Below are 26896 nucleotides of genomic sequence, written 5' to 3'. Positions count from 1 at the left end.
CAAAACGCCCGACGCATTGAGAGCGTCCGCCCGCTGATTGCCGGTGGCCGTATCAGGCGTGCTCCGCATCGCTCCAGCGGCTTGCGTTCGGCTGGCCGGGCGGCAGTTCGTCATGCAGGGAAATCCGCGAAGTCTCCGGTAACGCCAGGCCGCCGACCAGCGCCAGCAAGGCGATCACCACCAGGTAGAAGGCCGGCGCCAGGCTGCTGCCGGTCTGGCCGATCAGCCAGGTGGCGACCAGCGGCGCGGTGCCGCCGAAGATCGTATAGGCGATGTTGTAGGTGATCGCCGAAGCGGTGTAGCGGGTGCGGGTCGGGAACACCTCGGACAGCAGCGCGGCGGTGACCACACCCGACAGCACCGCGCCCACCGCCAGCAGGACCACCCCGAGAATGGCCGCCGCCATGTGCCCGGAGCTGGCCAGCCAGTAAGCCGGGAACACCATCACGATCACCCACAGGCAGGCCGTGGCCACGCTCCTGCGCCGGCCGAACCGGTCCGAGAAGGCCCCCGCCGCCGGGCAGGCAGCGGCGGCGAACAGCAAAGCCAGCGTCGAGACCAGCAGCGACTGCGCCCGGCTCAACTGCCCCACCACCTGCAGGTAGGTGGCGAAGTAGGTGGTGAACATGTAGAACGACAGCGCCGTCAGCGAGATGAACGCGCCCAGCCGCAGGATCATGCCCTTCTGCTGGCGCAGGGTTTCGCGCAGCGGCGAATGGCCGTGATCCTTGTCCTCGGCCATGGCCTGGCGGAAGGCCGGGGTCTCTTCCATTTTCCAGCGCAGGTACAGCCCGACCAGCCCCAGCGGCGCCGCCACCAGGAAGGGGACGCGCCAGCCCCAGGCGGCCATGGCCTCGGCCGACAGGCTGGCTTCCAGCACATAGGCGATCACGGCGGCGCTGGCAAAGGCCGAGAAGGTCGACACCGGAATGAAGCTGCCGTACCAGCCACGCTTGTGGTTGGGCGCGTGCTCCATCACATAGGCGCAGGCCCCGGCGTATTCGCCGCCGGCCGAGAAGCCTTGCACGCAACGGGTCAGGGTGAGCAGCACCGGCGCCATCAGGCCGATGCCGGCGTAGGTCGGCAGCAGGCCGATGGTCGTGGTCGCGCCGGCCATCATCAGCACGGTGACCGACAGCACGCGCTTGCGTCCCAGGCGGTCGCCCAGCGCACCGAAGAAGACCCCGCCCAGCGGGCGCAAGGCAAAGGCTACCGCGAACACGGCGAAGGTCTGCAGCAGGGCGACACTGGGGTCTGAGCTGGAGAAGAATTGCCGGGCGATGATCGTCGCGAGGAATCCGTAGACCGCGAAGTCGAACCATTCGACGAAATTGCCCACGGCGGCCGCCGCGATGACCTTGCGCAGTGTCGCCGGCGATACATTGAACGATTCACTCATCGCGTCGCTCTCCTGGTTTGTCGTTATTGAATAAGAAGGGCAGCAAAGGCGTCGGTATGATCTTAAGTACGCGATCGAAGGGGGGCCAGATTCCCCGATTACCTAGGTAATCGGTGGAACCACACGCGTATGTCCGAGGCCGATTGCCTGAAGCCCGAATGCCTGCTCCATCATCTGCCGGTGGCGGTGATCGTTGCCCGCGAGCGGGTGATCCAGCGCTGCAATGCGCGGGCGCTGAAGATGTTTCGGGCCACCGAGGCGCAACTGGTCGGCGCGTCGTTCGCCGTGCTGTATCCCGGGCGCCGGGATTTCGAATCGGCGGCGGAGCATTTCGCCCCGCTGCTGTCGCGGCATGCCGACTTCCACGACGACCGCCTCATGCGCCGCCTGGACGGCACGCATTTCTGGGTGACGGTGCGCGGCTATGGCTTCAACGAGCGGAACCCCTACGAGCTGGCGGCCTGGGTGTTCACCGATGTGGAAGGCGCAGGGTCTGGCGAGCGGGTCAGCCTGACCGCCCGCGAGCGCGACGTCGCCGCGCTGCTGGTGGACGGCCTGACCAGCAAGGAAGCCGCGAAGAACCTCGGCATCAGCCCGCGCACCGTGGACATCCACCGCGCCAGCCTGCTGCGCAAGTACGCAGTGAACTCCACCCCCGAACTGATCCGGTGGATCGTCAGCTAGCCATTGGTTGCCGCGTGTACTGGCGGATCGCAGGGCTTGGGCGCAACCCGCTGCGCCACGAAAAAACCGTGCACAAAGCAGTCAAGCGGAGCCGTGCCACAGGCTGCCGCTGCGCCATCGCGCAAACCTGTCGGACTCGCAAACGGTTACAACTGCGGGAGGCCCTGGGGCGCCAAGCAAAAGAATCAGGCGCCGAAGCAAAAGTGAACTGTGTCTCAAAATGAATAATGGGCGGCCCAGTAGGAGATTCAGCGCCACAGGGCGTCACTCATGTTCTTCCGTCGTTTTGTCCGTTCCGCTCTGCAATTTGCCCCCATGGGGTCTCGTGCTTGCCGCCGGCCATCCCTCACTGGCCGTGTCGATGTGGGCGGCCGGGGCCGGGGCGTCGCCGCGTCATTTGTGCCGGCGTGTCCGAACCTTCGGCCCGGTCGGGCGATAAGCCCGTCCCGCGCGCTGCATCGCGACTCCGCCGCCCCCGTCCTTTCACGTTGACCAGATCACTTCTATGCGAAGCCTCGACGATTTTCCCGGTGTGCCGGCCATCCGGCCGGTACGTTCCCAGGCGCTCCCTGCGCGTGCTCGTGGCGCCGTGGTGGCGGGACTGCTGCTGTGCAGCCCTTGGGCCCAGGCGGCGGACGGCTATGACGCACTGGTGATCAAGGCGCGCGCTGGCGACTACGCGCCGGCCCTGGACTACCTGGCGCGCCAGCCGGCCACGCCGCGTTACCTCAACGACCATATCGCCATTGCCGGGTGGGCCGGGCGTGACCGCGAGGTCGTGCAGGTCTACGAAGCCCATCGTGGCTCGACCGCGCTGAGCGCCGACTCCCAGGCCGTGGTGGCGCGCACCTACCGCAATCTCAGGCGTTGGCCGGACGCCCTGGCCGTCTACCGAGATGGCCTGGCCCGTGCGCCGCAGCATGCTGCTTTGCGCGTGGGGGAGGTGATGACCCTGGCCGACGCCGGGCAGCGCGACCAGGCCCTGCGCCGTGGCCAGGCGCTGGTGCGCGACCTGCCGCAGGACGCCGATGCGCACATCGCGCTGGCGTATGTCCATGCCCGGGCCGGCCAGCCCTATGCGGCGCTCTTCGAGCTGGACAAGGCGCACGACCTCGCCCCGCAGCGGGCCTACGTGCAGCGCGAGTACCTGGGCGCCCTGGAAGGCGCGCACCTGCCGGAAGCGGCGCTGCGCATGGGTTCGACCCAGCCGGCGCTGATCGGCGGGAGCCAGGTCCGTCGCCTGCAGGCCGACGCCCTGGCGCGCCAGGTGCGCTTTGCCCAGCTGCCGGCGCGCCGCGAGGCCGAGCGTTTCGTCATCGCCGACCGCGCCATCGCCCGCTCCGATGAGCTCATGGGCGAGTGGGCGGCCCAGCCGGACGCCGTGGCCGAGCGCAATCGCGTGCGCATCGATCGTCTCGGTGCGCTGCATGCGCGCATGCGCATGCAGCAGGTGGTCGACGAGTACGAACAGCTGCGTCGTGAGCAGATCGAACTGCCGGCTTACGCCGAGCGCTGGGTCGCCGGCGCCTACCTGTACCTGCGGCAACCGGAGACCGCCGCCGAGCTGTACCGCAAGGTGCTGGCCAGCGACTCGCCGAAGGACCCGGAGTGGATGGAGGACAACCAGGGACTGTTCTATGCCCTGGTGGAAAGCGAGCAGCTGGAGCAGATCCAGCCGATGGCCGATCAGCTGGTGGCCCAGCAGCCGGTGCTGGTCTATTCCCAGGGCGCCGCTGCCGGGGAGCCCAACCAGAACCGCCTGGATGCGAAGACGCTGCAGGCCAGCGGCTACCTGTTCCGTGACCAGTTGGACCAGGCCCAGCAGGCCCACGAGGAGATGGCCCACGCGGCACCGGCCAACGCTGGGCTGAGCACCGGGCTGGCCGGCGTCTACCTGGCGCGCGGCTGGCCGCGCCGTGCCGAGGACGTGCTGAAGGGCGCCGAGTCCCTCGGCCCGCGTGAAGCCGGGCTGGAAGTGCAGCAGGGCCATGTCGCCCTGGCGCTTCAGGAATGGCGTCAGGCCGACCTGCTGGCCGACGATGTCATCCGCCGTTTCCCCGAACAGCTGCCGGCCCAGCGCCTGGACAAGCTGCGCAGGGTGCAGCACATGTCCGAGCTGCGCGTCAGCGCCTACACCGGCCACAGCAATGGGGGCGGCGAGGCGGTCGGAGACCGCGACTTCGGCATCGACAGCGTGCTCTACAGCCCGCCGATCGACGACAACTGGCGGGTCTTCGGCGGCGCCGGCTATGCCACCGGCGACTTCCTCGAAGGCACCGGCCATTACCGCTACCAGCGCGCGGGCGTGGAGTGGCGCGCGCGTGGCAACACCGTCGAAGGCGAGCTGTCGCACAACGACTATGGCGACGGCGACAAGCCCGGCGCGCGGCTTTCCGGCACCCACGAGATCGACGACCACTGGCAGTACGGCTGGAGCGCGGAATACCTGTCGCGCGAGACGCCCCTGCGCGCACTCAACAGCGGCATCCGCTCCAACGCCGGCAGCGCCTGGCTGGCGTGGCGCCAGGACGAGACCCGCGAGGCGAGGCTTGCCGTCACGCCGCAACACTTCAGCGACGGCAACCAGCGCATGAGCCTGCTGCTGAGCGGCAGGCAGCAGGTCTACAACCAGCCCTACCTGAAGGCCGACATCGGGCTGGAGGTGGACGCCAGCCACAACAGCAAGTCGGACGACGTTCCCTACTACAACCCCAAGCGCGACCTCGGCGTGCTGCCGACCCTGGACCTGGAACACATCCTCTACCGCAGCTACCAGACCGTCTGGAGCCAGCAGGCGCAGTTCGGCGTCGGCACCTACACCCAGCAGGACTACGGCACCGACCCGATCGCGCTGGTCGGCTACGGACAGCGCCTGAAGTTCGACGACCGCTTCGACGGCGGCGTGAACCTCACGGCCATGAGCCGTCCCTACGACGGCGACCGCGAAATGGACTACCGCCTGATGCTCGACATCAACTACCGCTTCTAAGGGCACCCGAGATGAGCGCCTTCTTCCGCACCCTATGCCTCTGCCTGGCCGTGCTGCTGGCCGGCTGCGCCGCCGAGGCGCCGCCCTTCGTGGCGCCCAACGACCGCCCGGTCTCCGTCAGCGAGTCGCCGTGGCCGTCCGGCCAACTGCTGAGCCTGGCCTATCACGACGTCGAGGACGACGATGCCAACCAGGCCTACATCACCACCCGCACCGCGCACCTGATCGACCAGCTGGCCTGGCTCCGCGAGCAGGGCTACCACGCGGTATCGGTGGACCAGGTGCTCGCCGCCCACGAAGGCCGTGCGCCGTTGCCGGAAAAGCCGCTGCTGCTGAGCTTCGATGACGGCTACAGCAGCTTCCATACCCGCGTGCTGCCGGTACTCAAGGCCTACGACTGGCCGGCGATCATGGCGCCGGTGGGCGTCTGGCTGAAGACTCCGCAGAACCAGCCGGTGGACTTCGGCGGCCTGCCCAGCCCGCGCCAGCGCTTCCTCACCGAGGACCAGCTGCGTGAAGTGGCGCAGTCCGACCTGGTGGAGATCGGCGCGCATACCTATGCCTCGCACCTCGGCCTGCAGGCCAACCCCCAGGGCAACACCCTGCCGGCGGCGGCGAATCGCCTGTACCTGCCCAGGGAGCAACGCTACGAGACCGACGCCGAGCTCAACCAGCGCATGGGCAAGGACATCGGCCTGATCAGCGCCACGCTCCAGGGCATCACCGGCAAGGCGCCGCGCGTGTGGGTCTGGCCCTACGGCGCGGCGGGCGGCAGCACCCTGCGGATCGCCGGCGAGCATGGCTACAGCCTGGCGCTGACCCTCGACGACGGCATCGGCCGCGTCGACGACCTGATGAGCGTGCCGCGCTACCTGGTCAACGGCGATCCGGAAATCCGCGCCTTCGCCTCCGACATCAACGGTGTGCAGGAACACGGCCCGATGCGGGTCGCCCACGTCGACCTGGACTACGTCTACGATCCCGACCCGGCGCGTACCGACGCCAACGTCGGCCGGCTGGTGCAGCGCATCGCCGACCTGGGCGTCAACACCGTGTTCCTGCAGGCCTTCGCCGATCCGAAGGGCGATGGCAACATCCGCCAGCTGTACTTCCCCAACCGCCACCTGCCGATGCGCGCCGACCTGTTCAACCGCGTCGCCTGGCAGCTGCGCACCCGCGCCGGGGCGAAGGTCTACGCCTGGATGCCGGTGCTGGCCTTCGAGCTGGACGACCGCTTGCCGCGCGTGCAGGCGTGGAATCCGGAGACCGGCGCCGTGGCGGTGAACCCGGATCAGTACCGGCGCCTGTCGCCCTTCGACCCCGGGGTCCGCCAGCAGATCGGTGAGATCTATGAGGACCTGGCCCGGCACGCCAGCTTCCAGGGCCTCCTGTTCCACGACGATGCGCTGCTCTCCGACTTCGAGGACGCCGGTCCCGGCGCGCTGGCGGCCTACCGCCAGGCCGGGTTGCCCGGCGACCTGCGCACCCTGCGCGGCGACGAGCAGACCCTGCAGCGCTGGACCCGCTACAAGAGCCGCTACCTGATCGACTTCACCCGCGAGCTGACCGCCAAGGTACGCGCCATCCGCGGGCCGCAGGTGCAGACCGCGCGCAACATCTTCGCCCTGCCGATCCTCGATCCCCGGGCCGAGACCTGGTTCGCGCAGAACCTCGACGACTTCCTCGCCACCTACGACTGGACCGCGCCGATGGCCATGCCGCTGATGGAGGGCGTGGACTTCGAGCATTCCAACGCCTGGCTCGATCAGCTGGTGCGGGAGGTGGCCAGGCGCCCCGGCGCCCTGGAGCGAAGCGTGTTCGAACTGCAGGCGCGTGACTGGCGCCCTGGCCACGAAGCACCGATCGACGCGCAACGGCTGGCCGGCTGGGCGAAGCGCCTGCAGTGGAACGGCGTCCGCCACTACGGCTACTACCCGGACGATTTCTTCAACGATCAGCCACGCCTCGAAATCACCCGTCCGGCCTTCTCATCCTCCTGGTATCCGAAACTATGACTGATCGTCTCGTAGCCCTGCTGATCCTGGTGGTGATACTGGGCGCTCCCCTCGGTATGGCCCTGGTCGTCACGGGCGAACTGCTGCTGAATTTCGTGTTCTTCTACCCGCTGTTCATGTCGGCGCTGTGGATGTCCGGCGGCACCTACTTCTGGCTGCACTGGGAACGGCACTGGCCCTGGCGCGAAGCGGTGCCGGCGCTCCGGGGCAACCCCCTGGTGAGCATCCTCATCCCCTGTTTCAACGAGGGCCCGAACGCCCGCGACACCATAGGCGCGGCGCTTGCGCAGCACTACGGGAATATCGAGGTGATCGCCATCAACGATGGCTCCAGGGACGACACCGCCGAAGTGCTCAACCAGCTGGCCGCGGAACATCCGCGTCTGCGGGTGCTGCACCTGGCGCAGAACCAGGGCAAGGCCATCGCCCTGCGCATGGGCGCGCTCGCGGCGCACAGCGAATACCTGGTGTGCATCGACGGCGATGCGCTGCTCGATCCGGACGCCGTCGCCTACCTGGTGGCGCCGCTGATCGACAACCCGCGGGTCGGCGCGGTTACCGGCAACCCGCGCATCCGCACGCGCTCGACCCTGATCGGCCGCGTACAGGTCGGCGAGTTCTCCTCGATCATCGGCCTGATCAAGCGCACCCAGCGCGTCTATGGCCGGGTCTTCACCGTGTCCGGCGTGGTCGCCGCGTTCCGCCGCAGCGCGCTCCACCGGGTCGGCTTCTGGAGCCCGGACATGATCACCGAGGACATCGACATCAGCTGGAAGCTGCAGCTGGATCACTGGTCGATCTTCTACGAACCGCGCGGCCTCTGCTGGATCCTCATGCCCGAAACCCTGCGCGGGCTGTGGAAGCAGCGGCTGCGCTGGGCCCAGGGCGGCGCCGAGGTGCTGCTGAAGAACATCCGCACCATCTGGCGCTGGCGCCTGCGCTACATGTGGCCGCTGCTGATCGAGTTCTGCCTGTCGGCGACCTGGGCCTTCACCTTTGCCCTGACCATCCTGCTCTGGGGGCTGGGTTGCCTGGTCGACCTGCCGCCGGAGCTGCGCGTGGCCAGCATTGTGCCGCCGGCCTTCACCGGCATGCTGCTGGCGGCGGTCTGCCTGATGCAGTTCGGCCTGAGCCTGCTGGTCGAGCGGCGCTACGAGAAGGGGCTGGTCTGGTCCCTGTTCTGGGTCATCTGGTACCCGTTTGCCTTCTGGCTGGTGACCCTGCTGACCACCCTGGTGAGTTTCCCCAAGGTCATGCTCAAGGTGCGACAGCAACGCGCGCGCTGGACCAGCCCGGACCGCGGGATCAAGAGGAATCCTTCCGCATGAGCCTGATCAAGACCCCGCAGCACTGGCTGCACCGGACCATCGACACGCTGCTCACCCTGTGCGCCTGGGCGGTCTTCCTCTATCTGCTGGCGCGTGGCCTGAAGGCCATGGCCGAGGTGAGCCGCGGCGGGCCGCAGATGGACTTCATGGCGCACATGGTGAACACCTTCGGCACGCTGACGGCCTATGCGCTGTGCGCCGTGCTGATCGGGCTGGTGCTGCTGGGCTGGGCCAAATACAACGAAATCCGCGCCCGGCGCTACGAGCGGCGCGAACGTGTGCCGGACATTGCCACGCGAAGCCTGTTGCAGAGCTTCCGGGTCACCTCGGAAACCTACCAGCGCCTGCGCGCCCAGCAGGTATTGATCCTGCACAACGACGAAGTCGGCGACCTGATCTGGGTCGAGGACCATGTCCTCGAGGAAGAGGGCGAACCCAGCGAGGCCTGAAGGTCGGTAACGGGCCGCTTCGCGGATATCGCCCGGCCGCGGGTTTCGCGGCGGGGCGGAGCTCCCCCGTCGCGGCGGCGGGGCGGTCGCGGGCGGCCGGTCAGCCGTCGGAAAGTCTCCCCGGCGCCCCGCGCGGCAAAGCTTTCGTCCTGCCTGGCAAAGGTTCGGCGGGGCGGATGTCGCGATACTCCGCGCCTGTGAGCCACGCGCAGTCCCTTCCACGCCGTGGCGTGTGGGGGCTTCATTCTATGGTTGCAGGCATTACTGGCGCAGAGGACCGATGCCTGAACGCCTCAGCGCTTGTCGGTCTGGCGATGAGCCTGGCTCCCATGCCGGTCGGCTCGCCGGGGTGGCGAAAGAGGCTTCCCGTCTTCGGAGGGGGCGCGCGACAGGCGCAGGGCGCTCACGCGAACCCGCCAACTTCAGCCCCCAGTCCCCTGCATCCAGCACGTGCTTCCATCCGGAGCAGTTCTCTTGCCGTTGACCCTCCTGGTGACTCGTCGCTCCAACCTGCCTTATTGCGTGCTTTTGTTCTGGATTCTGCTGATGCCGTTGTGCAAGGCCTCTGCGGCTGCCTCCGATGAGATGGACCTGGCCGTACGACAGATGCTGCTGGGCATCCTCAGTTACGTGCGCTGGCCGGAAGAGCCGAAGGTGCTCTCGTTCTGCGTGCTGGGCGCGGCTCGCCATGCCGACGGCCTGTTGCAGGCGGACGATCCGCATCAGGCCAATGGCCGGCGCATCCAGGTGCAGCAACTTGCCCCGGGCGATCCACGCCTGAGCGATGCCTGCAACGTGGTCTATCTGGGGGCCCTGGATGCCGAGGAACGCAACCGGGTGTTCGAGCGTCTGGCCGGCCGCCCGGTGCTGTCCATCGACGAGGACAATCCCGACTGCAGCGTCGGCAGCATGTTCTGCCTGACCTTCGAGAGCCGGCCGCCGTCGTTCGCCATCAACCTCGACTCCGTGGCGCGCAGCGGTGTGCGGGTGCATCCCAATGTGCTCAGCCTCGGGCGGCGAAGGGGCAGGCCATGATCCCTCCGCGGCAGAGCGCGCAGCAGACGTCACGGCGCCGTACCCTGGGCCGCCTGCTGTATCGCGCGCACATGGGCGTGGCCCTGGCATCGGTGTGCCTGGTGGGCCTGGCCGTCAGCGTGGTCGGCCTGCTGACGCTACGCGCCTATGCCGAGTACAACCTGCAGTTGATCGGCCGCTCGATGGCGTACACGGTGGAAGCGGCCGTGGTGTTCGGCGACAGGGTGGCTACCGAGGAAGCCCTGCGCGTGATCGCGTCCACCGAGGATGTCAGCCGCTGTTCCGTCGTCGATTCGCAGGGGCTCGTGGTGGCGAGCTGGGTGCACGATCACGGCAACGACGCCTTGCATCGTTATATCGGGCACTGGGGGCTGGACTTCGAGGTGGCGCAGCCCATCGTTCATGATGGGCAGGTGGTTGGCGAAGTGCGCTTGAGCGGCGCCGGCGGCCGCGTGATGAGCTTCCTGCTGGCCGGCCTCGGCGGCATGCTCGGCTGCCTGTTGTTGATCGCCCTCGGCGCCTTCTACGTATCGCGGCGCATGGTCAGCCGCATCGTCAAGCCGCTCGACCGCCTGCTGCAGGTCGCCCACGCGGTGCGCCGCGACCGCCAGTTCTCCCTGCGCGTACCTCCGGCACACATCGTCGAGCTGGACGAACTGGGCGCCGACTTCAATGCCTTGCTTGACGAGTTGGCCTCCTGGCAGTCGCACCTGGAGCGGGAGAACGCTTCCCTGGAGCATCAGGCCAATCACGACAGCCTGACCCGCCTGCCCAACCGCGCCTTCTTCGAAGGCCGCCTGAGCCGCACCCTGCTCGAACTGGAAGAGCAGGGCGGGCAGGCGGCGGTGTTGTTCATCGATTCCGACCGTTTCAAGTCGATCAATGACGAGTTCGGCCATGCCGCTGGCGATGCCGTGCTGGTGGCCATAGCCGAGCGCATCCGCGGGCAATTGCGCGACAGCGACCTGGTGGCCCGCCTGGGCGGTGACGAGTTCGCCGTGCTGCTGGCGCCGCTGTCCGACAACCAGGCGGCACTGGGCGTGGCCGAGGCCATCCTCGCCAGCATGTCCATGCCCATCGGGTTGCCGGGCGGCAGTGAAGTGCAGACCTCGTTGAGCGTCGGGGTGGCGTTCTATCCCCAGCACGGCAGCAGCCCTTCGGAACTGCTGCAGAGCGCCGATGAAGCCATGTACGAGGCCAAGCGCGGCGGGCGTAGCCGCTGGGGATTGGCCCGGACCCGGCGCAGTCCCATATTCAGGAAAATCAGGAGATAGCCCGTGATTCAGATGAAACAGTCCTTGCGCCTGGCGTTGGCCAGCCTGCTGATCAGCGGCCTGCTGAGCGGTTGCCAGACGACACCACCGAGCGGCCTGACGGCCGAGCAGGTCGCCGTGCTGCGTGACCAGGGGTTCGTGCCCGGCGATGAGGGCTGGGTGCTGGGGCTCTCCAGCAAGGTGCTGTTCGACAACAACCTCGACACCATCAATCCCACCGGCCGCGCCAATATCGAGCGGATCGGCCGGACGCTGCTGCAAGTGGGGATCGATCGGATGTACCTGGAAGGGCACACCGATAATCAGGGCGACCGGGACTACAACCAGCAGCTCTCGGTACGCCGCGCGCAATCGGTGGCGGACGTGCTGATCGGCATCGGCATGCCCGCGACCCAGCTGAAGGTGGTCGGTCGGGGCATGGACCACCCGGTAGCGGACAACAGCAGTGCCGCCGGGCGCATGGAGAACCGCCGGGTTGCCATGATCGTGCCGGTTGACTGAGGAGGAGGGCGGCGCGGAGTCATTTTCCCTTTCCGACGTCCGCTGCTGGTCGATCTCTGCCAGCAGTAGGGTGGAAGTCGATTTTTACTTCCACCATCGGCGCCCGTGTGGAGGTTCGATGATGGCTCGGTGACGCGTGATCCGCCCTGGTTGCGGAGTTCCGCTCCCGGGCCGAAATCAGACGTTCAGAGCAGGAAAAGGAAATCTGTTCCCCTTGGCCATCAGTGAAGCGTAGGGAAACGCTCTTTCACCAATGCCTGCGCCTGGTAGGCCATCTGGTCGAGCAGGCGGTCGCGTTTGTTCTCGGCCTCGCGCATGGCCTTCCTGCCGTGTTGCTGCACAAGGTAGGCGTGAATCTGCCGCACTTCCTTGGATTGGTAGATCGGGGCCAGGTCCTGCACCGCCACCAGGCCGTTCGAGCGGTGATCGCGGGTGTTCAGCAGCACGTGCGGTCCCTGCGCCGCCAGTACCCGGAAGCCCATCGACTCGAAGGCCGGCACCTTGCCCGCCGCGCAGGCCAGCTCGGCGTGGGGCCGATGCTCGACCATCCTCTGCAACAAGGCCCGGGCGATCCCGCGGCGGCGGTGGCTGGCGCTGACGGCCAGGTAGGCCAGGGTGCAGGCCTCGGCATCGTCCTGGCTCGGCAGGTACAGGGCAAAACCCAGCACCCGGGAGGGATCGTCATCATCCAGGGCCAGGATCAGGCGTGCGGTGCTGTCCGAAGCGCTGTCCATGGCCTGCAGGTACAGGTGCACCTCGTAGCCAATCACGTACTGGTACAGCTGGTAGAGCGGATTGCTGGGCGTCAGCGGCACCGGGCTGATGTCGCTGAAGTAGTCCACCACCATTTGCAGAACCTGACTCTTCAGGGATTCGGGCGGTGGTGTGTCCAGGTTTACAAGGGTGAACATCTGAAGCTGGCTCCGGGCGTGCCCGATCCGGGGAATCGGCGCGGACGCCATTATAACGCCCGCTCCCGGCCGTCCGGGGCCGCCGGCAGAGGCCCAACTGCAGCGCCTCGTTCATTGAGGCTGAAGAAAACAGGCACCTGGGCAAAGGGTCACGGGATCGTCATGCGGCGATACTAATTTGCCATCATTTGCGGCTGAGATTAACGCAGTGATCCGCCGGATATTTTCCTCTCACGGTTTTCTGCTCCTGCTGTTGTTCCTGCTGTGTGCAATCACCCTCATGTTCCTGTGGGGGATGTACTTCCAGCAGAAAGCGACATCCCGGCAGGAGGCGCTCGCCGCCAAGGCGGCCGAGCATCTCAACCTGGCGACCATCACCGCGGAAACCTTCAGCGAGCTGGTGGACCGCGTCCAGGCCATCGGCCGGGTCGCGCAGGGCGATCTGCGCAACCCGGGGCAGGGCGGCCACGGCCTGGCGCGGATGCTGGCCGAGGACCCGGTGCTCAAGCGGATCAGCCTGTACGGCATCGACGGCCGGATGCTCGCGGCCAGCCATGGCGATGAGCTGGCGCAGCTGCCCGCCCCGTGGCTGCGCGAGCTGGACGAGCACATCCAGCGCCATGGCCCCACTCCGCTCCTGCCGCGTCTGGTGCCCGGCGCGGTGGAGTCCGCGCAGCCGACCTGGCGCCTGCCATTCCTCCTGCCGCTGATCGACCAGGCGACGGGCAGGCTGGACAGCATCCTGCTGGTCCAGCTCGATGTCGGCTATCTCGCGGCGCTGTTCCAGCACATCGAGCTGGGAAACAGCGGCCTTGTCTGCCTGCTCGACGGCGGCGGCAACGAGCGCCTGCGCATCAACAGCAGCGGCGTGGTGGTGGCGGGCGAGGTACTCCGCCCGACCCTGCCGGACAGCGCCGAGCTGGCGGGGAGTCTCAGCCAGCGCGCCGCGAGTGGCGAGTTCCAGAGCCTGTACCGGCGCGTCCCCCAGCGTGGTTTCAGTGTGGCGGTCAGTCAGCACGAGGATGAAATCCTGGCCGTATCGCAGCGCGCCTCCAGCCGCCAGTCCTGGCTGAACCTGAGCATGACGCTGCTGATGCTGGTCGGCCTGTCGTGGATCTGGCACGTACTGGGCAAGCAGCGCGGCGCCTTCAGGGCGCTGGAGCAGGCCCAGCAATTGAACCAGGGGCTGATCCTGCGTCTCGAAGAGGAGCACCAGCGCAGCAGCCATGCGGCGGCCACCGACCACCTCAGCGGTCTTCACAACCGTCGCCAGTTCCTCGAGGTGGCCGCCCGGGCGCTGGCCGGCCAGCGCGGCAAGCGCCGCCTGACGGCGGTGCTGTTCATCGACATGGACCGCTTCAAGTCGATCAACGATTCACTCGGCCACAAGGTCGGTGACCTGTTGCTGCAGGCGGTGGCCGGGCGCATCAGCCGGGCCCTGGAGCCGGGCGACGAAGCGGCGCGCTTCGGTGGCGACGAATTCGTGGTGTTGCTCGCCGGTGAACGCAGCGAAGAGCAGATCGAAACCTGGGTACGCGAGCTGGTCGGGAAGCTCTCGGCGACCTACTCGTTGGACGAGCACGAGCTCAACACCAGCCCGAGCATCGGCGTCAGCATCTGCCCGCGCGATGGCCAGAACGTGGACGAGCTGATCCGCTGCGCCGATGGCGCCATGTACTCGGCCAAGCAGGCCGGGCGTGGGCAGTACCGTTTCTTCGACCCCTCCCTGAATACGATGGACATCGAGGAATTCATCCTGGAGCAGGCCTTCGACCAGGCGTTGAAGGAGCGGCAGTTCGTGCTGCACTACCAGCCGCAGATACGCCTCGAGTCGATGCGGGTGGCGGGCTACGAGGCCCTGGTGCGCTGGCACCATCCGGAGTTCGGTCTGCTCTATCCGGACAAGTTCATTTTCCTCGCCGAGCGCAGCGGCTTCATCGTCGACCTCGGCTGGGAGGTGCTGCGCCTGGCCTGCGAGGAACTGGCGCGCTGGCAGGCGCAGGGCGTGCGGGCCTGGCTGGCGGTGAACGTGTCGCCACTGCAACTCTGCCAGGTCGATTTCAGCGAGCGCCTGCTGAACGAACTGCGACGTCAGCGGATCGAGCCGCAGGGCCTGGAACTGGAGATCACCGAGACCTCCGTGCTGAACGACGAGGGGCTGGCCATCGAGCATCTCTCGCGGCTGCGCGACGCCGGCATCAGCATCAGCCTCGACGACTTCGGCCAGGGCTACGCCGGCTTCTCCCACTTGCAGTCGCTGCCCATTCGCCGGCTCAAGATCGACCGTTCGCTGATCGCCCAGCTTGCCAACAGCCATGACGACAGCCCCATCGTCTCGTCCACCATCATCCTCGCCAAACGCCTGGGGCTGGAGGTCGTGGCGGAAGGGGTGGAAACACGCGAGCAACTGGTGAGCCTGCGCCTTGCCGGCTGCGAGGTTGCCCAGGGCTATTACTTCAGCCGGCCGCTGACGGCGCAGCAGCTGCGCGAGTACCCCCACTTCGTCAATTCCCTGGAGACCGCATGCGAGTCCTGAACCTCCTGGCTACTGTCGCGCTGCTCCTGGCCGCGTCCGGCACCGTACAGGCACAGTGCCCCCCGCACAGCCTGCGCATCGGGATCATTCCGAAGAAGGACATGGACGTGCTCATCCGCGAGTACCAGCCGTTGCTGAAGCAGTTGAGCGCCGCCGTGGGGGTTCCAGCGGAAATCGTGCAGGAGGCGTCCTACGAGAGCGTGGTCGACGCCATCGTTTCCGGCGGCGTGGACATCGCCTTCCTCGGGCCGGCGTCCTATGTACTGGCCTACCAGCGCGACCCGCACATCGAGCCGTTCGCCAGCCTGACCATCAGCAAGGGATATTTCACTCCGGCCGGGCACCACTACCAGTCATTGCTGCTGGTCCGCAGCGACGCTCCCGGCATCGAGGCGCTACGGGGCAAGCGCGTCGCACTGAGCGACCCGGCCAGCACCTCCGGCAGCGTCATCCCGAACGCCGAGTTCTCCACCCGGATCGGCATGCCCCTGCCGCAGTTCTTCGGTTCGCTGGTGTACACCGGCTCGCATGACAAGGCGCTGGATGCGTTGCTGGAAAAACGGGTCGACGCGGCGTTCGTTGCCAGCGTGCGCGCCGATGACTACCTCAACAGCGGCCGCATCGGCCGCGATACCTTCAAGGTGCTGTGGCGCTCGGAGCCCATCTATTACGACCCCTATGTGTTCAGCAGCAGCCTGTGCCGCGGGTTCAAGGCGCGTATCCGCAAGGCCATGCTGGAGGACCAGCAAGCGTTGGCCGCGTTCTTCGCCTCCCAGGGCGCGTCCGGCGTCGATCCGGTGAGTCACGCCGAATACGCTCCGCTGCTGCGCATCATGCAGGGCAGGTCGGAGCCTTGATTCCTCGAAGCGGGGAAGGGTGATTGCCGGACTCCGGTAGCCGGCGACCTGGCTGATTCCGAGGTCGACGCCCCAGGCTGAAAGTCCATGTTGTAACGTCCGCTCCTAGTCGGACATTCAGGCCACTCCCCTGAGCAGTGCATGCCTCAGGAGAACAGCTTATCGATCACCCCCTGGATCCTTGCTCGAGTTGATGCAGATACTTTGCCCATCCCGAGCTCGCGAGCCATGGCGTAGAGCAAGTCATCTCCGACAAGGCTTTGGTCGGTCAATGAGCGTGCTAGCGCCCGAAGTTCCAAGCTGCAGATCTCGTCGACGGGGCGGATGTTGTCGGCATCAGCGGGCTGCCGGTATGCGATGGATTCGTGATTCGGCAAACGGCGAGGCCAGTAGAATTGCCCAGACTCGTCTTCAAGCTTGTTGTGCTCGCGATCAGCCACGGTCACGACTCGATCGCGAATTCGTGCACCCGTACGAGTCCATCCATGCACACGGGCGATTCGGCGTGCGAGAGTGGTATCGAGGATAGGGCCTTCCTCTTCAATCACGTGCTTGATCATCATCTCCAGAACAGCGTCATAGCGTGCTTCGAAGAAGGCATCTGGATCCACACCTTCTACTGCGTTTAGTGGATCGCTCTCACGGTAGTAGGCGAAGGTTGCCGAGGGGCGTGCTGCGTCTGTTTGCGTACGGGCATAACGCACGCTCGGTGTTTCAGCCTCCTCAGGCCCGGCTTCAGGCTCTACGGAGTCATCAGGTACTTTGAAATGGGATCTGTCGACTGGCAGCTCTACGATGTTGTCTCCGAGCGGAGCTTCGCTTTCAGCTGCAATAGTCGCCAACTGCTCTTGGACTTCACGGACTGCACGTTGCTGGCGGCTTTCGACCAACAAGGACTCAAGGCGCTCATGGATCTTCTGAGCGGTACCCTGAGCGTCGATCCACCAGTCTGTCGACCAGATGCGCAGGATTTCCCATCCCAGACCTTTGAGCACCTGCTCACGCAGTTTGTCCCGATCACGAGCTGTCGCGCTGCGGTGATAGGTTGCACCATCGCATTCCACACCGGCGAGGTATCGCCCAGGAGCGTCCGGATCAACCACCGCCAGGTCGATTCGGAATGACGACACGCCAACCTGAGTGACAACTTGCCACCCCTTCAGGCGTAGTGCGTTCGCAACGGCCTCTTCGAATGGGCTGTCGTACCCGCCCAGGCTTCCGGCATCGACTTCCGCAAGTGCGCGAGCACCGCGGTCAGCAAATTCGAGGAAGTGTTTCAGATCGCGCACGCCCAGTGCCTGGGTACGTGCAAGGTCTATTTTTTCGGCTCGAAGCGTGCTGAAGACACGAAGCTCGTGGCGGGCGCGGGTGACGGCGACATTGAGCCTGCGCTCCCCGCCAGTCCGGTTGAGCGGGCCGAAGTTCATTGCAACATTGCCGGTAGCATCCGGGCCGTAGGTGATCGAGAAGTACATGATGTCCCGCTCGTCACCCTGCACGCTTTCCAAGTTCTTCACGAAGACGGGTTCAAGCTCGTTCTCCGAGAAGTAGCTTTCCAGCGATGGATCCCTTCTGCGTTCAGTGTCGAGCAGATCTTCGATCAGCTTCTGCTGTTCGCCGTTGAACGTTACGACACCGATAGTCAGCCTGCTCTCTTTGAATCCGGGGCTGCGCAGACGGTCGATCAGATCGTTGACCAAAGCTTTGGCCTCTGCCGGGTTGGTGCGCGCAGAGCCTTTCTCGTATACCCCGTTGACGATGTGCAGACTGACCGCGCGATCGCTGGTAACAGGGGAGGGGAAGGTTACCAGCTTGGATTCGTAGTACCTCTGGTTCGAGAACGCGATCAGGCTCTCGTGCCGGCTGCGGTAGTGCCAGTTCAGGTTCCGAATCGGCAGGTTGGCGCTGATGCACTCATCTAGAATGCTTTCGAGATCAGCCTCGACATCAGCGTCATCCTGAGTGGATTCGGCTCGATCGAAGAACGAGGTTGGCGGAAGCTGTTTGGGATCGCCGACCATCACTACTTGCTTGCCACGAGCGATTGCACCGATCGCATCCCACACCGGAATCTGCGAGGCTTCGTCGAAGATTACGACGTCGAAGACGCTCGAGTTCGCGGCCAGGTATTGGGCGATCGAGAGCGGACTCATCAGCAGGCAAGGAGTCAGCTTGGTGAGCGCGTCGGGAATCTTCGACATCAGCTCGCGCAATGGCAGGTGGCGCGTCTTCTTCGTGATCTCGTGCCGGAGCACACCCCATTCCGAGTTCTTGCTCACCGAATCTTGAGTGGGGAGCTCGGCGCAAAGGCGCGCGCGCAATAGATCGCGTGTCAGTGCGGTGAAACGGTCGTCCAAAGCTCGGAAATCGCGAATACGCTGCTCGTGTTCGACACTTACGAATGTACGTATGACGGGCTCGTGATCAACGGCCGTGTTCAACCACCAGCGGGCGTAGTTGGTTTCAAATGCCTTGCGTACGGAGCCCTGTGGAACATGGCCGGCTTTCAGGGCATCGACCAACGGAAGTAGGCCATGCGCGGATGCTTCATCGCATGCTTTTTTCCAGGCGCACCAAGCATGTAAGCCATTTCCGGCCTGCACAATTTGCTCGCACTGAAGTCGCTGCTGGCTGAGTTCCTGCTCGGTGAAGCCTGCAGCATCCTCGGCCAAGAAATGTCCAGCGTCGACGAGCTTGTGTGTCTGCGCGATGTAGTGATCTAGCGACTCCAACAGCTCGTGGCCTGCTTGAGCCAGCTGGCCTTCGGGCTCAAGGAGAGCATTGGCGTCACCTAGCAAGCGCGACAGAGCAGACTTCACACCTTCGACATGCTCAGGTGTTTGGACGAGTGCTGAGATAGCTCCGGCCAAATGAGCATGGAATTTGAGCACACGGGAGACTGCGTCCTCTTTCGTGTGCAGCCCCAACCACAGACCTGAGGTCAGTTCACGCAGGTCGGTCAGGTTGTCCAACTCTCGTTCGATTGCCTCACGTTGCCTGAGAATCTTCAGCTCGCCCTGAAGCCGTTCTCCACAGGTACCGCTGGCGACGAGCTCATGCTCGTCTTCCAGGCGACCTTCCTGTTGAATGGATCGCCGTGCACGTTGGAATGTCACTGCAGCGTTGAGCGCTTTAGTCTGAGTCTGCAGGCCGGCCCAGATAAAGCTCGTAACTTTGGTGAGTGGCTCAAGCGTAGAAATCTCGTCCTCTACAGTCCGAATCTCTCGCATGCGCTCAAGTGTCTCCTTGATCGCGATGCCAGCTTGCCCCTGACTGATAAGCTCGAAGCCCTCATCTGACCATGGTCGACCCTCGACAGATGCTGCAAGCGCAGCTTGTACACGCATAGCTACAGCGAGAAGGGCTGGATCGGTTTTGGAACCCTTCCAGACAGGATTACCCGATTGTCCTGGGTCGATTGCGTCCAACCGAGCGCGGAGTTCGCGAATAGCGATCCAGCGTTGAAGATCATCAACTACGGATGTAGGGGAAGGAGAGCTTTGAGTGCTTTCTAATTGGTTCCGAATCTTACGCTGGGTAAGCCAGGACTTCGGCCAGAATGATTTGCCGGCTAGCTCCCATTCTTTCAGCAGCGCTTGGACATCCAAGGCTTCGATCGTGTCGTTGTAGCCAACAGATAATGTCTGCTTGACTCGCTCGATCTCGGAGAGGGTCTCCAAACCTTGGTTGAGCAAAATCATGCTCGCCACTGGCCAGGGTTGGGGGAGTCCGGATCTGAGCTCTGCATGTCGCGTTAACAGGTCTAGCCCGCGTTGGCAGTCTTCCAGCGTGCTGGATGTCCAGAAAGCGGGGAGCGTCTGATTGAGCGTGCGGTGCTGCTCAACGAGTTTCACGCCTGCTTCCAGGCGTTGCCCTATGGCTCTCGCATCAGGGCGGAGCACGAAGCTCCAATTCTGTCCGGCGGCAGTGGGAAGGATCTTCGCCAAAGCCCCTAGTCCCTTGAGTGTCCTGCTATTGGCCGGTAACGAGGGCAAGCCGGACATCTGGGTATAACGCTCACTAGCATTCTGCACTGCATGTGTGGCAGGGCCTAGCTCGCGTGCCGCTTCGATTACCTGATGTTGCCAGGTCGGTGACCAGTCGTTGTTACCAATCAGGTGCAGTGGGTGCTGGTTCAGCGTGTTGAAACCGACCGCCTGTGCGTTAACCTCCAAGCGGTCAGCGATTTCCCTCATGGCGAGTAGATCTGCAGCCTGGTGTTGCGAATGCGATGTCCACGTCAGGTTGATCGGGGCAATATCTGGATTAGTGCTTACGATGCCGATGGCGTCGTAGATCGTGTACCCGTTCGGGTAGCGCTCATGGAGTCGTTCGACATACAGGTTCAGAACATCGCGATGGCCCTGCAGACGCTGAGCTTCGGCCTGCCAGGTTGCGGCATCCGCTGTACCGCGAGCTTCCCACGCTGAGTGCAGCTGGGAAAGGACTTCGGTTTTCTTCGACTTGTTCGAGTGAACCTCAAGGCAGAATTCGCCGAGACCCACCTCACGCAAGCGACGATATACAACATCCAGCGCGGCGATCTTTTCGGAGACGAAGAGCACGCGCTTTTGCTGTGCAATGAACTGGGCGATCATGTTCACGATCGTCTGACTTTTGCCGGTACCTGGTGGCCCAATCAAGACGAAATCGCGCCCTTGAGCCGCCGATAACACCGCAGAGAGTTGTGAGGAGTCAGAGGGAAGAGGGCAGAAGACCTGCTGTGGGCTGTACTGGGAGTCCAGCGAGCGTTCATCTGGGAATACTCCGCCTCCACCACTGAAGGCATCGCGTGGTGTATCCAGCAGATGCTTTACGACTGGGCTTTGTCGCAGAGCCTCGGAGCGCTCCGAGAGGTCTTTCCACATCAAGTATTTGGCGAACGAGAACATCGACAGCACGACATCCTCGTTGACTTCCCAACCTTTGATGTCCTTGACCGCGTGAGCGACCGTCCTCCAAATCAGTGCGACATCCAGGCCCGAGTCGTCTTTCGGAAGCTCACCTTCACTGATGCCCAGGCTCAGCTCAAAGTCCTGGCGAAGCATTTCCTGCAGGGTTGGATTGAAGCGCGGTTCATCATCATGAATCACCAGGGTGAAGCCTGCCCGAGCGCTCTTTCGCTCCAGGGTCACCGGTACCAGTATCAGCGGGGCCCGGTAGCGTTGGCTTTCTCTGTCTTCGCGTGTCCATGTGAGGAAACCCAGCGCCAGGAATAGCGTGTTGGAACCACCTTCTTGCAAGTTCGTGCGGGCGCCGCGATAAAGCTCTGTCAGGCGGGTGTCCAGCTCATTGACGGGCAGGCCCACGAATACTTGGTTGCGCTTCAGAGCATCCAGGGCGTGTTGGCGTCGCAGGTCTTCACGCTCGCGCTCCTCATGCAGAACTTGGTCGCGTGGATCCGCTCCGTCCATCAAGTCGGGGCGTGTCTGCAGTTTCAGATGCTGTCCGCTGGCGAGGATGTCCTCGAGTGCAGCAGCATCTGGGGCCTCTAGTCGTACCGCTTTCTTTCCGGCCTTGAAGTTCAACAGGTTGTTGCGCAAGGACAAGTCGAGCAGCTTGCGCTGCCAACGAGCGAGGCGGTCTTTCGGATCAAGCGAGGCAACATCGACTTCAATGGGAGCCTCATCAGGAAGCTCAGGTGGCAAGTCGATGAGTAGTTCCTGGCCGTTCTGGTTCTGTTCATTGTCAGTGTCGCTGAGGGCTGGAGTAGCCTCCGCGCTGGCCAGTGGTTTGACTCTTTGCAACCGGGCACGCCGGATATCCAAGGCGAGCTCGAACTCATGTTCCTGCCCTTCAGCGAGATGCTGGGCACCACGCTCGATGGCGTAGGAAAGAGAAGGGGTGTTTGGTTGGGTGATCAGCGTGGTCTCAAACAGCTTCAATTCGTTGAGCTTCATGCGCTTGCGTAGCGCGGTGATGTCGTCAACGGTGCTGTTCGAGAACTCCTCGGCTTTGAGCCAGAAGCCCGAGAATGCGTGGCCTCGGGTGAATATCAACAGGGGATTAAGGCCGGCCTGCTCCAAAGCCGCACAGAACAGCAGAGAGAGGTCGAAACAGGTTGCCAAGCCGCTCTCCAATATATGGCTTGGACCGCGTACTTTCTGGCCGAATTGCTCGAAGCTGGCAGGGGGGAGGGCGTAGTCCAGCTTGAGGGAAGCGGCTGCGGCCCAGATCGCCGATGCGATCTCCCAGGCGTGTGCGGAACCACCGGAGTATCCATTCAGCGCGGGATTTTTGCCTTGGGCGCGCAGTAGCTCCGCTGCTTTCTTCAGGAGTCGTTCGACAGCAATATCGTTCGGTTGGACGAACGCTGCTGTCATGTCGGGAAGATGTGATAACCCGCCCCACTGATTGCGAGGGAGCAGTTCGAGGCTGAGTTCAAGGCGGGCGACTTCATGGCGCTCTTCACCATCAATGCCCTGGGCCGTCAGAGTGAAGGTGGCAGTCGCATGCTCGGCTTCAGTCAGCCGAGCGAGCAGAGCGCCATCGATCTGCAGATCGAGCCCCGGTATGGGAAGGAATGTGCTGGGGCTCAGTGCATCGATGTGCCACGTCTTCGTCTTGAAGACGAGAGGGTCGGACAGGAGCTGAAGTTCCAAGTCGCTGTATTTCTGATCAGTGTCGTTGATCAGCCGCAGCTCACGGATGGCAGGAACGGAGTTCTGGAAGTCAGCTAAGTTCAGCTTTGCAACCAGCGTGGCCTGAATGCGAACTGTTTTTATCGGAGTAGGCTCAACAGCCTGAGCGATAGCTTGCGTATCCTGGGGCAGCTCCCTGTCGGGCTGCTCAATAACCTCGTCACTCATGCCGATCTCCTTGTCCAAACCTGACGGTGTAGCCAGGCGGAGGAAGACTCTCGAGCGGGGGCCTTCCCCCCGACGCGCGCTTCCCTGCATCGCGTCATCCTATCGGCTAGACCCCATGATGGCGAGTGGCCGAGAGTGTCTGTCGTCGGTTCGTATGGCTCATAGCGTCAATGAGCTCTCCAGTCGACCGAGTCGGGTGTGGGGATCACAAATTCCTTAGTCGGAAGCGCGGGTCTACAGGCTACGTATGCGTCCGCTACACCTGATTTTGGATTTACGGGTGCCCGCTTGCCGACTGGAAGGTCGGCGCCGGTACTGAGCCGCGGTCAGATTCCAGTTGGCTCTGCCATCTCCAGAGCATGATCGACTTCTATCCGTATATTGATGGCAGCTCATGTAAGCGCTTGCCGAATGTGCAGCTACCGCAGATCTCCTGCTTGGGTAGTGCTGCCTCTTCCAGCTCTAGTCAGGCGACACCGTGCGGCTCAAGCGTGGCCTTCCTCGATGATGACGTTGAACTGTTTGCGTAGCTGCCAGACATCGGCCAAGGCGAGATCCCGGTCTGTGCGGATGCCCAGGGCGTTGAGCTGCTCGGTGGTGCGCCGGCCGATAGCCCACGACATGCCCGCTGTGGGGGGGTAGTGCAAAACTCCAAATACATATCAATTGATATTTTCTATAGATACAGGATTAATTGATTGTAAAAATAAATTGTAAAATACCAACACTAGGTGCTATCAGTCATTACCAATGCGAATCATTATCTAAAGCATTTGAGGTTGAACCACATGGACGAGGTCATTCGAAGCCTATGCTTCTATTTCTCCCTGCTCGGCGAAAAATTTGACGTTGCACAACTTCGCCAAGAGGTTCAGAGCATTGCGGAAAATGACTCTGAAAGAATATATATAAGAGTTTCAAAATCTCTTGGTTTTCAATGCAGAAAACAAAAAGTATATAAGGCTAAGATTGGTGGGATTGAATTACCCCTTATATTCAATCATGTCGAGCATGGGTGCTGCGTTCTGACGCGAATAGATAAAGGCGCATGTTTTATTTTCAAGGCAAGAACTCCCAATTCGCCATTAATCCTTCCTGTATCTGACTTGGAGAGGCTGAAGGGCACTGTTGGATTTCATTTAAGGAAGGGTCTTTTCCGTTGCAGTAATATTGCGGACGGTCTGAGAGTGTTCTTTACGGTAAGAGTTGTCGCGCTAATTATATCGGCATCGCTTCTGATTCAGGTGCTTGGATTTTCAATTCCTATATTTGGTCAGATAATAATTGATCGTGTGTTGGTGCACCAAAATATTTCCGCTTTGCATGTGTTTGGTATTCTGGCTGCCGTGTTGGCCTGTTCAGAGTTGATGCTGTCGGTGGCACGAATAGTAATAACTACTGAAATTGCAGGGAGGGCAGATATTTTAATTGGCTCAAGACTGTCACGCTCAATACTCAATAGACCACTCCCATTTTATACCGAGAATAAGGTTGGAGACTTGGCTGGATTATCACGACGCTCCGGCATATTTCAAGGGCTAAGCATGAGCGGGGGTGTATTCAATGCGCTAGACCTGCTTTTCTGTTCGGTATTCCTAGTGCTTATGGCGTTCTATAGTTTAGAACTGACCGCAATCTGCCTCTTGTTTATAGTTGTTATCGCGATCATAAACTACGTCTTTGAACTGGCCAAAGAAAAACAGAAACTATCCAGGATCGATCCTGCAACTCTTTTGGTTGAGGCGCTACATGGGATTGAGACTCTAAAACTTACATGTCGAGAGGAATGTCTTCTCAAGAAGATAGAATTGTCTCAAATCACTAATGCAGAGGTTTCGGCGCGAGAGGTCAGGCTCGTCAATTGGGCTGTTGCAGTAAACATCTGGATTCAACGGGGGGGAATGCTTACCACCCTATGGTATGGCGCTATTCTGGTTCTTGATAGCAAACTAAGTATGGGGCAGCTAATTGCATTCCAGATGTTCTCTAGCAGAGTTTTTCATCCGATTGCGCGATCCGCATATACATTGCAAGAACTAAAGAAAGCAAAGACAGTATTTGGAGAAATATCTCAAGCGATAGCAATTGAATCGCCACCTAAAGAGCTTGTGGTTGGAAAGATATCCAATATATCCATGAGAGACATAAAGTTTCAGTATGCTCCAGGTGTGGCATGGGTGGCTGACGATCTTAATCTCGAGGTCAGAAGGGGGCGGAAGGTTGCAGTAATTGGCGAAAGTGGATGTGGAAAAAGTACTCTATTGAAGCTTATGGCTAATTTGTATCAGCCACAGTTTGGTCAGGTAAAAATAAATGGAGTTGATATTCGCCAATTTAATGAATCCTTCGTCAGGGTGAAAGTATGTCTAGTGCCTCAGGACTCCTTTATTTTTAGTGGGACAATTCTGGAGAATATATCTCCGCTTTCAAAGCCTGGCGAAATTGACTATTTGCACAAATTGGCTCGCCTAGTGTTCGCAGATCAAGTAATTGAATCTCACCCTGACATGTATTTCCGAGAAATGACAGAGGCCGGCACTACGCTTTCAGGAGGACAGCGTCAACGACTTTGTCTCCTAAGGGCGTTGGCCGTCAACCCGGAAATACTTATGTTAGATGAGTCCACAAGTGCACTTGATGAAAGGTCCGAAACGATAATTCATAATAATATAATTGAGGCCTTCCCTGATTTGACTTTAATTACAGTATCTCATCGACTTGCACCGCTGGATAGATATGATGAGATTTACAGGCTGGTTAATGGGAAGTTGTACCCAGTCAAAGTTCAGGAAGCAATAGAGACTGTATGACTACTAAAGGGCACGGAAGTCTAGCTGAATACCTCGAAAAGCCTAATGGAAAACTCTCCAGCTTTGTCATTGCTGGTACGGTCGTTTCTCTTGCGCTAGCAATCATCATGTCAATAATCTTAAAGATTGACACCGTTGTAACTGTTAACGGCCACCTTGCACCTGACGGAAAGGTAAAGACTGTACAGTCAATGGAATCTGGAGAAATTAAGAGTATTCAGGTTAAGGAGGGGCAGTTAGTTGAGAAGGGGCAAGTTTTAGCAATACTTGAGGATCAGGTACCCAAAGCAGAATGGGAAAAATCTTCACAGCTTGCCGATAAGCTCCAATGTGACTTTGAAAGAGCACAAGCTTCTCTGGATGGTAGAGAGCCAGTTTTCAAGACCAAAGATGTTGTTTTAAAAAATGCTGAGATGGAAGCATGGAAGGCCTCCGAGTTGAGTTTCAGGGAGTCTTTAAGTGACTTGCGCCACCAAGTCAACCTCCAGGAGCTTAGCATTGAGAGCGCTGAGGGTGAAATAAAGAAAACAAGCGATCTCTATAAAAACGCAAAAAATCAAGAGGAACTCGTTCGCGGAGCAATCGGCCTTGCAGTTTCTCGCTTCAAGTATATGGAATACCTAGATAATCGCGACAGGCTAGATAACGAATTAAAAATATTAAAAGTAAAATTAAAAGTATCAACAGAAGAGCTAAATGTGGCTAGAGGAAAGATTGATGCGCTGCGTGAAAATAGAGTCAACTCTCTGATAAAGGAGCGAGAGGAGTCGAGAGTCCGACTTCAAGCTGCACGCACGGATCTTGTAAGAGCTACACGGAGCGTCGTATATCAGGAGGTTCGAGCGCCTGAGAAAGGCTTTCTAACCGAATTCAAAATCACGCATGCACATCAAGTCATAAAAGCCTCGGAAGAAATTGCCAAAATTGTACCAGTTGACGCCCCGCTTGTAGTGAGGGGGAAGGCAAGTTCAAGTGATGTTGGGTTTATTAGCGTAGGTTCTTTGGTAGAGATAAAGGTCGACTCCTTTCCTTATCAGACGTACGGCAGTATGTCTGGGAGATTAAACTGGCTTAGCGCTGATGCAGAAGAAGAGAGCCTAGAGTCACCGGATCGGCATAACAGACAGTATGTACTGGAGGCAAGTATACAAGGATTGGGTTTCTCTAGTGGCATAAGGGAAAAGCTAAAACCAGGTATGTCTGTGCAAATGGATGTTAAGACAGATAGAAGATCAATAGCATCAATAATATTTGATCCTATTACGAAAAATATAGATTCTGCACTCGGGAGAAAATGAA

The 26896-nt window shown here is 61.5% G+C and carries 16 protein-coding genes; 12 read left to right on the top strand and 4 right to left on the bottom strand.

From position 1 onward, the window contains the following. Positions 1 to 52: 52 nt before the first annotated feature. Positions 53 to 1399 (bottom strand): MFS transporter, encoded by a 1347-nt coding sequence (locus tag AC3B6A_RS16630; protein ID WP_488398311.1) that lies wholly within the window; start codon positions 1397 to 1399, stop codon positions 53 to 55. Between the two features lie 129 nt (positions 1400 to 1528). Between AC3B6A_RS16630 and AC3B6A_RS16625 the strand changes: the two genes are divergently transcribed. The 8 genes from AC3B6A_RS16625 (at position 1529) to yfiB (ending at position 11674) form a co-directional block, all read left to right on the top strand. Next, positions 1529 to 2083: a helix-turn-helix transcriptional regulator gene (locus tag AC3B6A_RS16625; RefSeq protein WP_488398310.1), complete on the top strand. Its 555-nt coding sequence runs from the start codon at positions 1529 to 1531 to the stop codon at positions 2081 to 2083. A 505-nt stretch (positions 2084 to 2588) separates the two neighbouring features. Beyond that, complete coding sequence (gene pgaA, locus AC3B6A_RS16620; RefSeq protein WP_488398309.1) at positions 2589 to 5072, top strand: poly-beta-1,6 N-acetyl-D-glucosamine export porin PgaA; 2484 nt, start codon at positions 2589 to 2591, stop codon at positions 5070 to 5072. Between the two features lie 11 nt (positions 5073 to 5083). Beyond that, a complete protein-coding gene (gene pgaB, locus AC3B6A_RS16615) occupies positions 5084 to 7087 on the top strand; it encodes a poly-beta-1,6-N-acetyl-D-glucosamine N-deacetylase PgaB (RefSeq protein WP_488398308.1) in 2004 nt (667 codons plus the stop codon). After that, positions 7084 to 8415 (top strand): poly-beta-1,6-N-acetyl-D-glucosamine synthase, encoded by a 1332-nt coding sequence (gene pgaC, locus AC3B6A_RS16610; RefSeq protein ID WP_488398307.1) that lies wholly within the window; start codon positions 7084 to 7086, stop codon positions 8413 to 8415. Before pgaB ends, pgaC begins: the two co-directional genes overlap by 4 nt. After that, positions 8412 to 8864: a poly-beta-1,6-N-acetyl-D-glucosamine biosynthesis protein PgaD gene (gene pgaD / locus AC3B6A_RS16605; protein WP_488398306.1), complete on the top strand. Its 453-nt coding sequence runs from the start codon at positions 8412 to 8414 to the stop codon at positions 8862 to 8864. The genes pgaC and pgaD overlap by 4 nt, the downstream gene beginning before the upstream one ends. A 474-nt stretch (positions 8865 to 9338) precedes the next feature. Further along, a complete protein-coding gene (gene yfiR, locus AC3B6A_RS16600; RefSeq protein ID WP_488398305.1) occupies positions 9339 to 9899 on the top strand; it encodes a regulatory sequestration protein YfiR in 561 nt (186 codons plus the stop codon). After that, entirely contained in the window at positions 9896 to 11173 is a 1278-nt protein-coding gene (gene dgcN / locus AC3B6A_RS16595; RefSeq protein WP_488398304.1) for a diguanylate cyclase DgcN/YfiN, read from the top strand. The genes yfiR and dgcN overlap by 4 nt, the downstream gene beginning before the upstream one ends. A gap of 12 nt (positions 11174 to 11185) precedes the next feature. Continuing rightward, on the top strand, positions 11186 to 11674 hold the full coding sequence (yfiB, locus tag AC3B6A_RS16590) for an outer membrane lipoprotein YfiB (protein ID WP_488403620.1): 489 nt from the start codon (positions 11186 to 11188) through the stop codon (positions 11672 to 11674). A gap of 221 nt (positions 11675 to 11895) precedes the next feature. Here the strand turns inward: yfiB and AC3B6A_RS16585 are convergent, their stop codons facing one another. Further along, positions 11896 to 12585, bottom strand: a complete 690-nt coding sequence (locus AC3B6A_RS16585; RefSeq protein WP_488398303.1) for a GNAT family N-acetyltransferase — start codon at positions 12583 to 12585, stop codon at positions 11896 to 11898. 208 nt (positions 12586 to 12793) lie between these two features. Between AC3B6A_RS16585 and AC3B6A_RS16580 the strand changes: the two genes are divergently transcribed. Beyond that, on the top strand, positions 12794 to 15121 hold the full coding sequence (locus tag AC3B6A_RS16580; protein WP_488398302.1) for a putative bifunctional diguanylate cyclase/phosphodiesterase: 2328 nt from the start codon (positions 12794 to 12796) through the stop codon (positions 15119 to 15121). Further along, the gene (locus AC3B6A_RS16575; RefSeq protein WP_488398301.1) at positions 15109 to 15978 is read left to right on the top strand and encodes a phosphate/phosphite/phosphonate ABC transporter substrate-binding protein; all 870 of its coding nucleotides are present in this window, start codon (positions 15109 to 15111) and stop codon (positions 15976 to 15978) included. Before AC3B6A_RS16580 ends, AC3B6A_RS16575 begins: the two co-directional genes overlap by 13 nt. 146 nt (positions 15979 to 16124) lie before the next feature. Here the strand turns inward: AC3B6A_RS16575 and proA are convergent, their stop codons facing one another. Together proA and AC3B6A_RS16565 are read right to left on the bottom strand one after the other, a co-directional pair. Continuing rightward, positions 16125 to 22787, bottom strand: coding sequence for an anti-phage protein ProA (gene proA / locus AC3B6A_RS16570; RefSeq protein WP_488398300.1), 6663 nt, complete (start codon positions 22785 to 22787; stop codon positions 16125 to 16127). Between the two features lie 485 nt (positions 22788 to 23272). Continuing rightward, on the bottom strand, positions 23273 to 23410 hold the full coding sequence (locus AC3B6A_RS16565; protein ID WP_488398299.1) for a hypothetical protein: 138 nt from the start codon (positions 23408 to 23410) through the stop codon (positions 23273 to 23275). 165 nt (positions 23411 to 23575) lie between these two features. On the opposite strand from AC3B6A_RS16565, the gene AC3B6A_RS16560 reads away from it, so the two are divergent. Both AC3B6A_RS16560 and AC3B6A_RS16555 read left to right on the top strand, forming a co-directional pair. Beyond that, on the top strand, positions 23576 to 25597 hold the full coding sequence (locus tag AC3B6A_RS16560) for a peptidase domain-containing ABC transporter (RefSeq protein WP_488398298.1): 2022 nt from the start codon (positions 23576 to 23578) through the stop codon (positions 25595 to 25597). Next, entirely contained in the window at positions 25594 to 26895 is a 1302-nt protein-coding gene (locus AC3B6A_RS16555; protein WP_488398297.1) for an HlyD family type I secretion periplasmic adaptor subunit, read from the top strand. The genes AC3B6A_RS16560 and AC3B6A_RS16555 overlap by 4 nt, the downstream gene beginning before the upstream one ends. Position 26896: the final 1 nt, after the last annotated feature.

Source organism: Pseudomonas sp. B12(2026) (assembly GCF_057767015.1).
The sequence above is the reverse complement of the archived record's forward strand: the minus strand, read 5'-3'. Positions and strand labels throughout refer to the sequence as shown.

Coding starts and splice junctions, on each gene's coding strand:
- AC3B6A_RS16630 (WP_488398311.1), bottom strand. CDS start 1,399: ATGAGTGAATCGTTCAATGTATCGCCGGCGACACTGCGCAAGGTCATC.
- AC3B6A_RS16625 (WP_488398310.1), top strand. CDS start 1,529: ATGTCCGAGGCCGATTGCCTGAAGCCCGAATGCCTGCTCCATCATCTG.
- pgaA (WP_488398309.1), top strand. CDS start 2,589: ATGCGAAGCCTCGACGATTTTCCCGGTGTGCCGGCCATCCGGCCGGTA.
- pgaB (WP_488398308.1), top strand. CDS start 5,084: ATGAGCGCCTTCTTCCGCACCCTATGCCTCTGCCTGGCCGTGCTGCTG.
- pgaC (WP_488398307.1), top strand. CDS start 7,084: ATGACTGATCGTCTCGTAGCCCTGCTGATCCTGGTGGTGATACTGGGC.
- pgaD (WP_488398306.1), top strand. CDS start 8,412: ATGAGCCTGATCAAGACCCCGCAGCACTGGCTGCACCGGACCATCGAC.
- dgcN (WP_488398304.1), top strand. CDS start 9,896: ATGATCCCTCCGCGGCAGAGCGCGCAGCAGACGTCACGGCGCCGTACC.
- yfiB (WP_488403620.1), top strand. CDS start 11,186: ATGAAACAGTCCTTGCGCCTGGCGTTGGCCAGCCTGCTGATCAGCGGC.
- AC3B6A_RS16585 (WP_488398303.1), bottom strand. CDS start 12,585: ATGTTCACCCTTGTAAACCTGGACACACCACCGCCCGAATCCCTGAAG.
- AC3B6A_RS16575 (WP_488398301.1), top strand. CDS start 15,109: ATGCGAGTCCTGAACCTCCTGGCTACTGTCGCGCTGCTCCTGGCCGCG.
- proA (WP_488398300.1), bottom strand. CDS start 22,787: ATGAGTGACGAGGTTATTGAGCAGCCCGACAGGGAGCTGCCCCAGGAT.
- AC3B6A_RS16565 (WP_488398299.1), bottom strand. CDS start 23,410: ATGTCGTGGGCTATCGGCCGGCGCACCACCGAGCAGCTCAACGCCCTG.
- AC3B6A_RS16560 (WP_488398298.1), top strand. CDS start 23,576: ATGGACGAGGTCATTCGAAGCCTATGCTTCTATTTCTCCCTGCTCGGC.
- AC3B6A_RS16555 (WP_488398297.1), top strand. CDS start 25,594: ATGACTACTAAAGGGCACGGAAGTCTAGCTGAATACCTCGAAAAGCCT.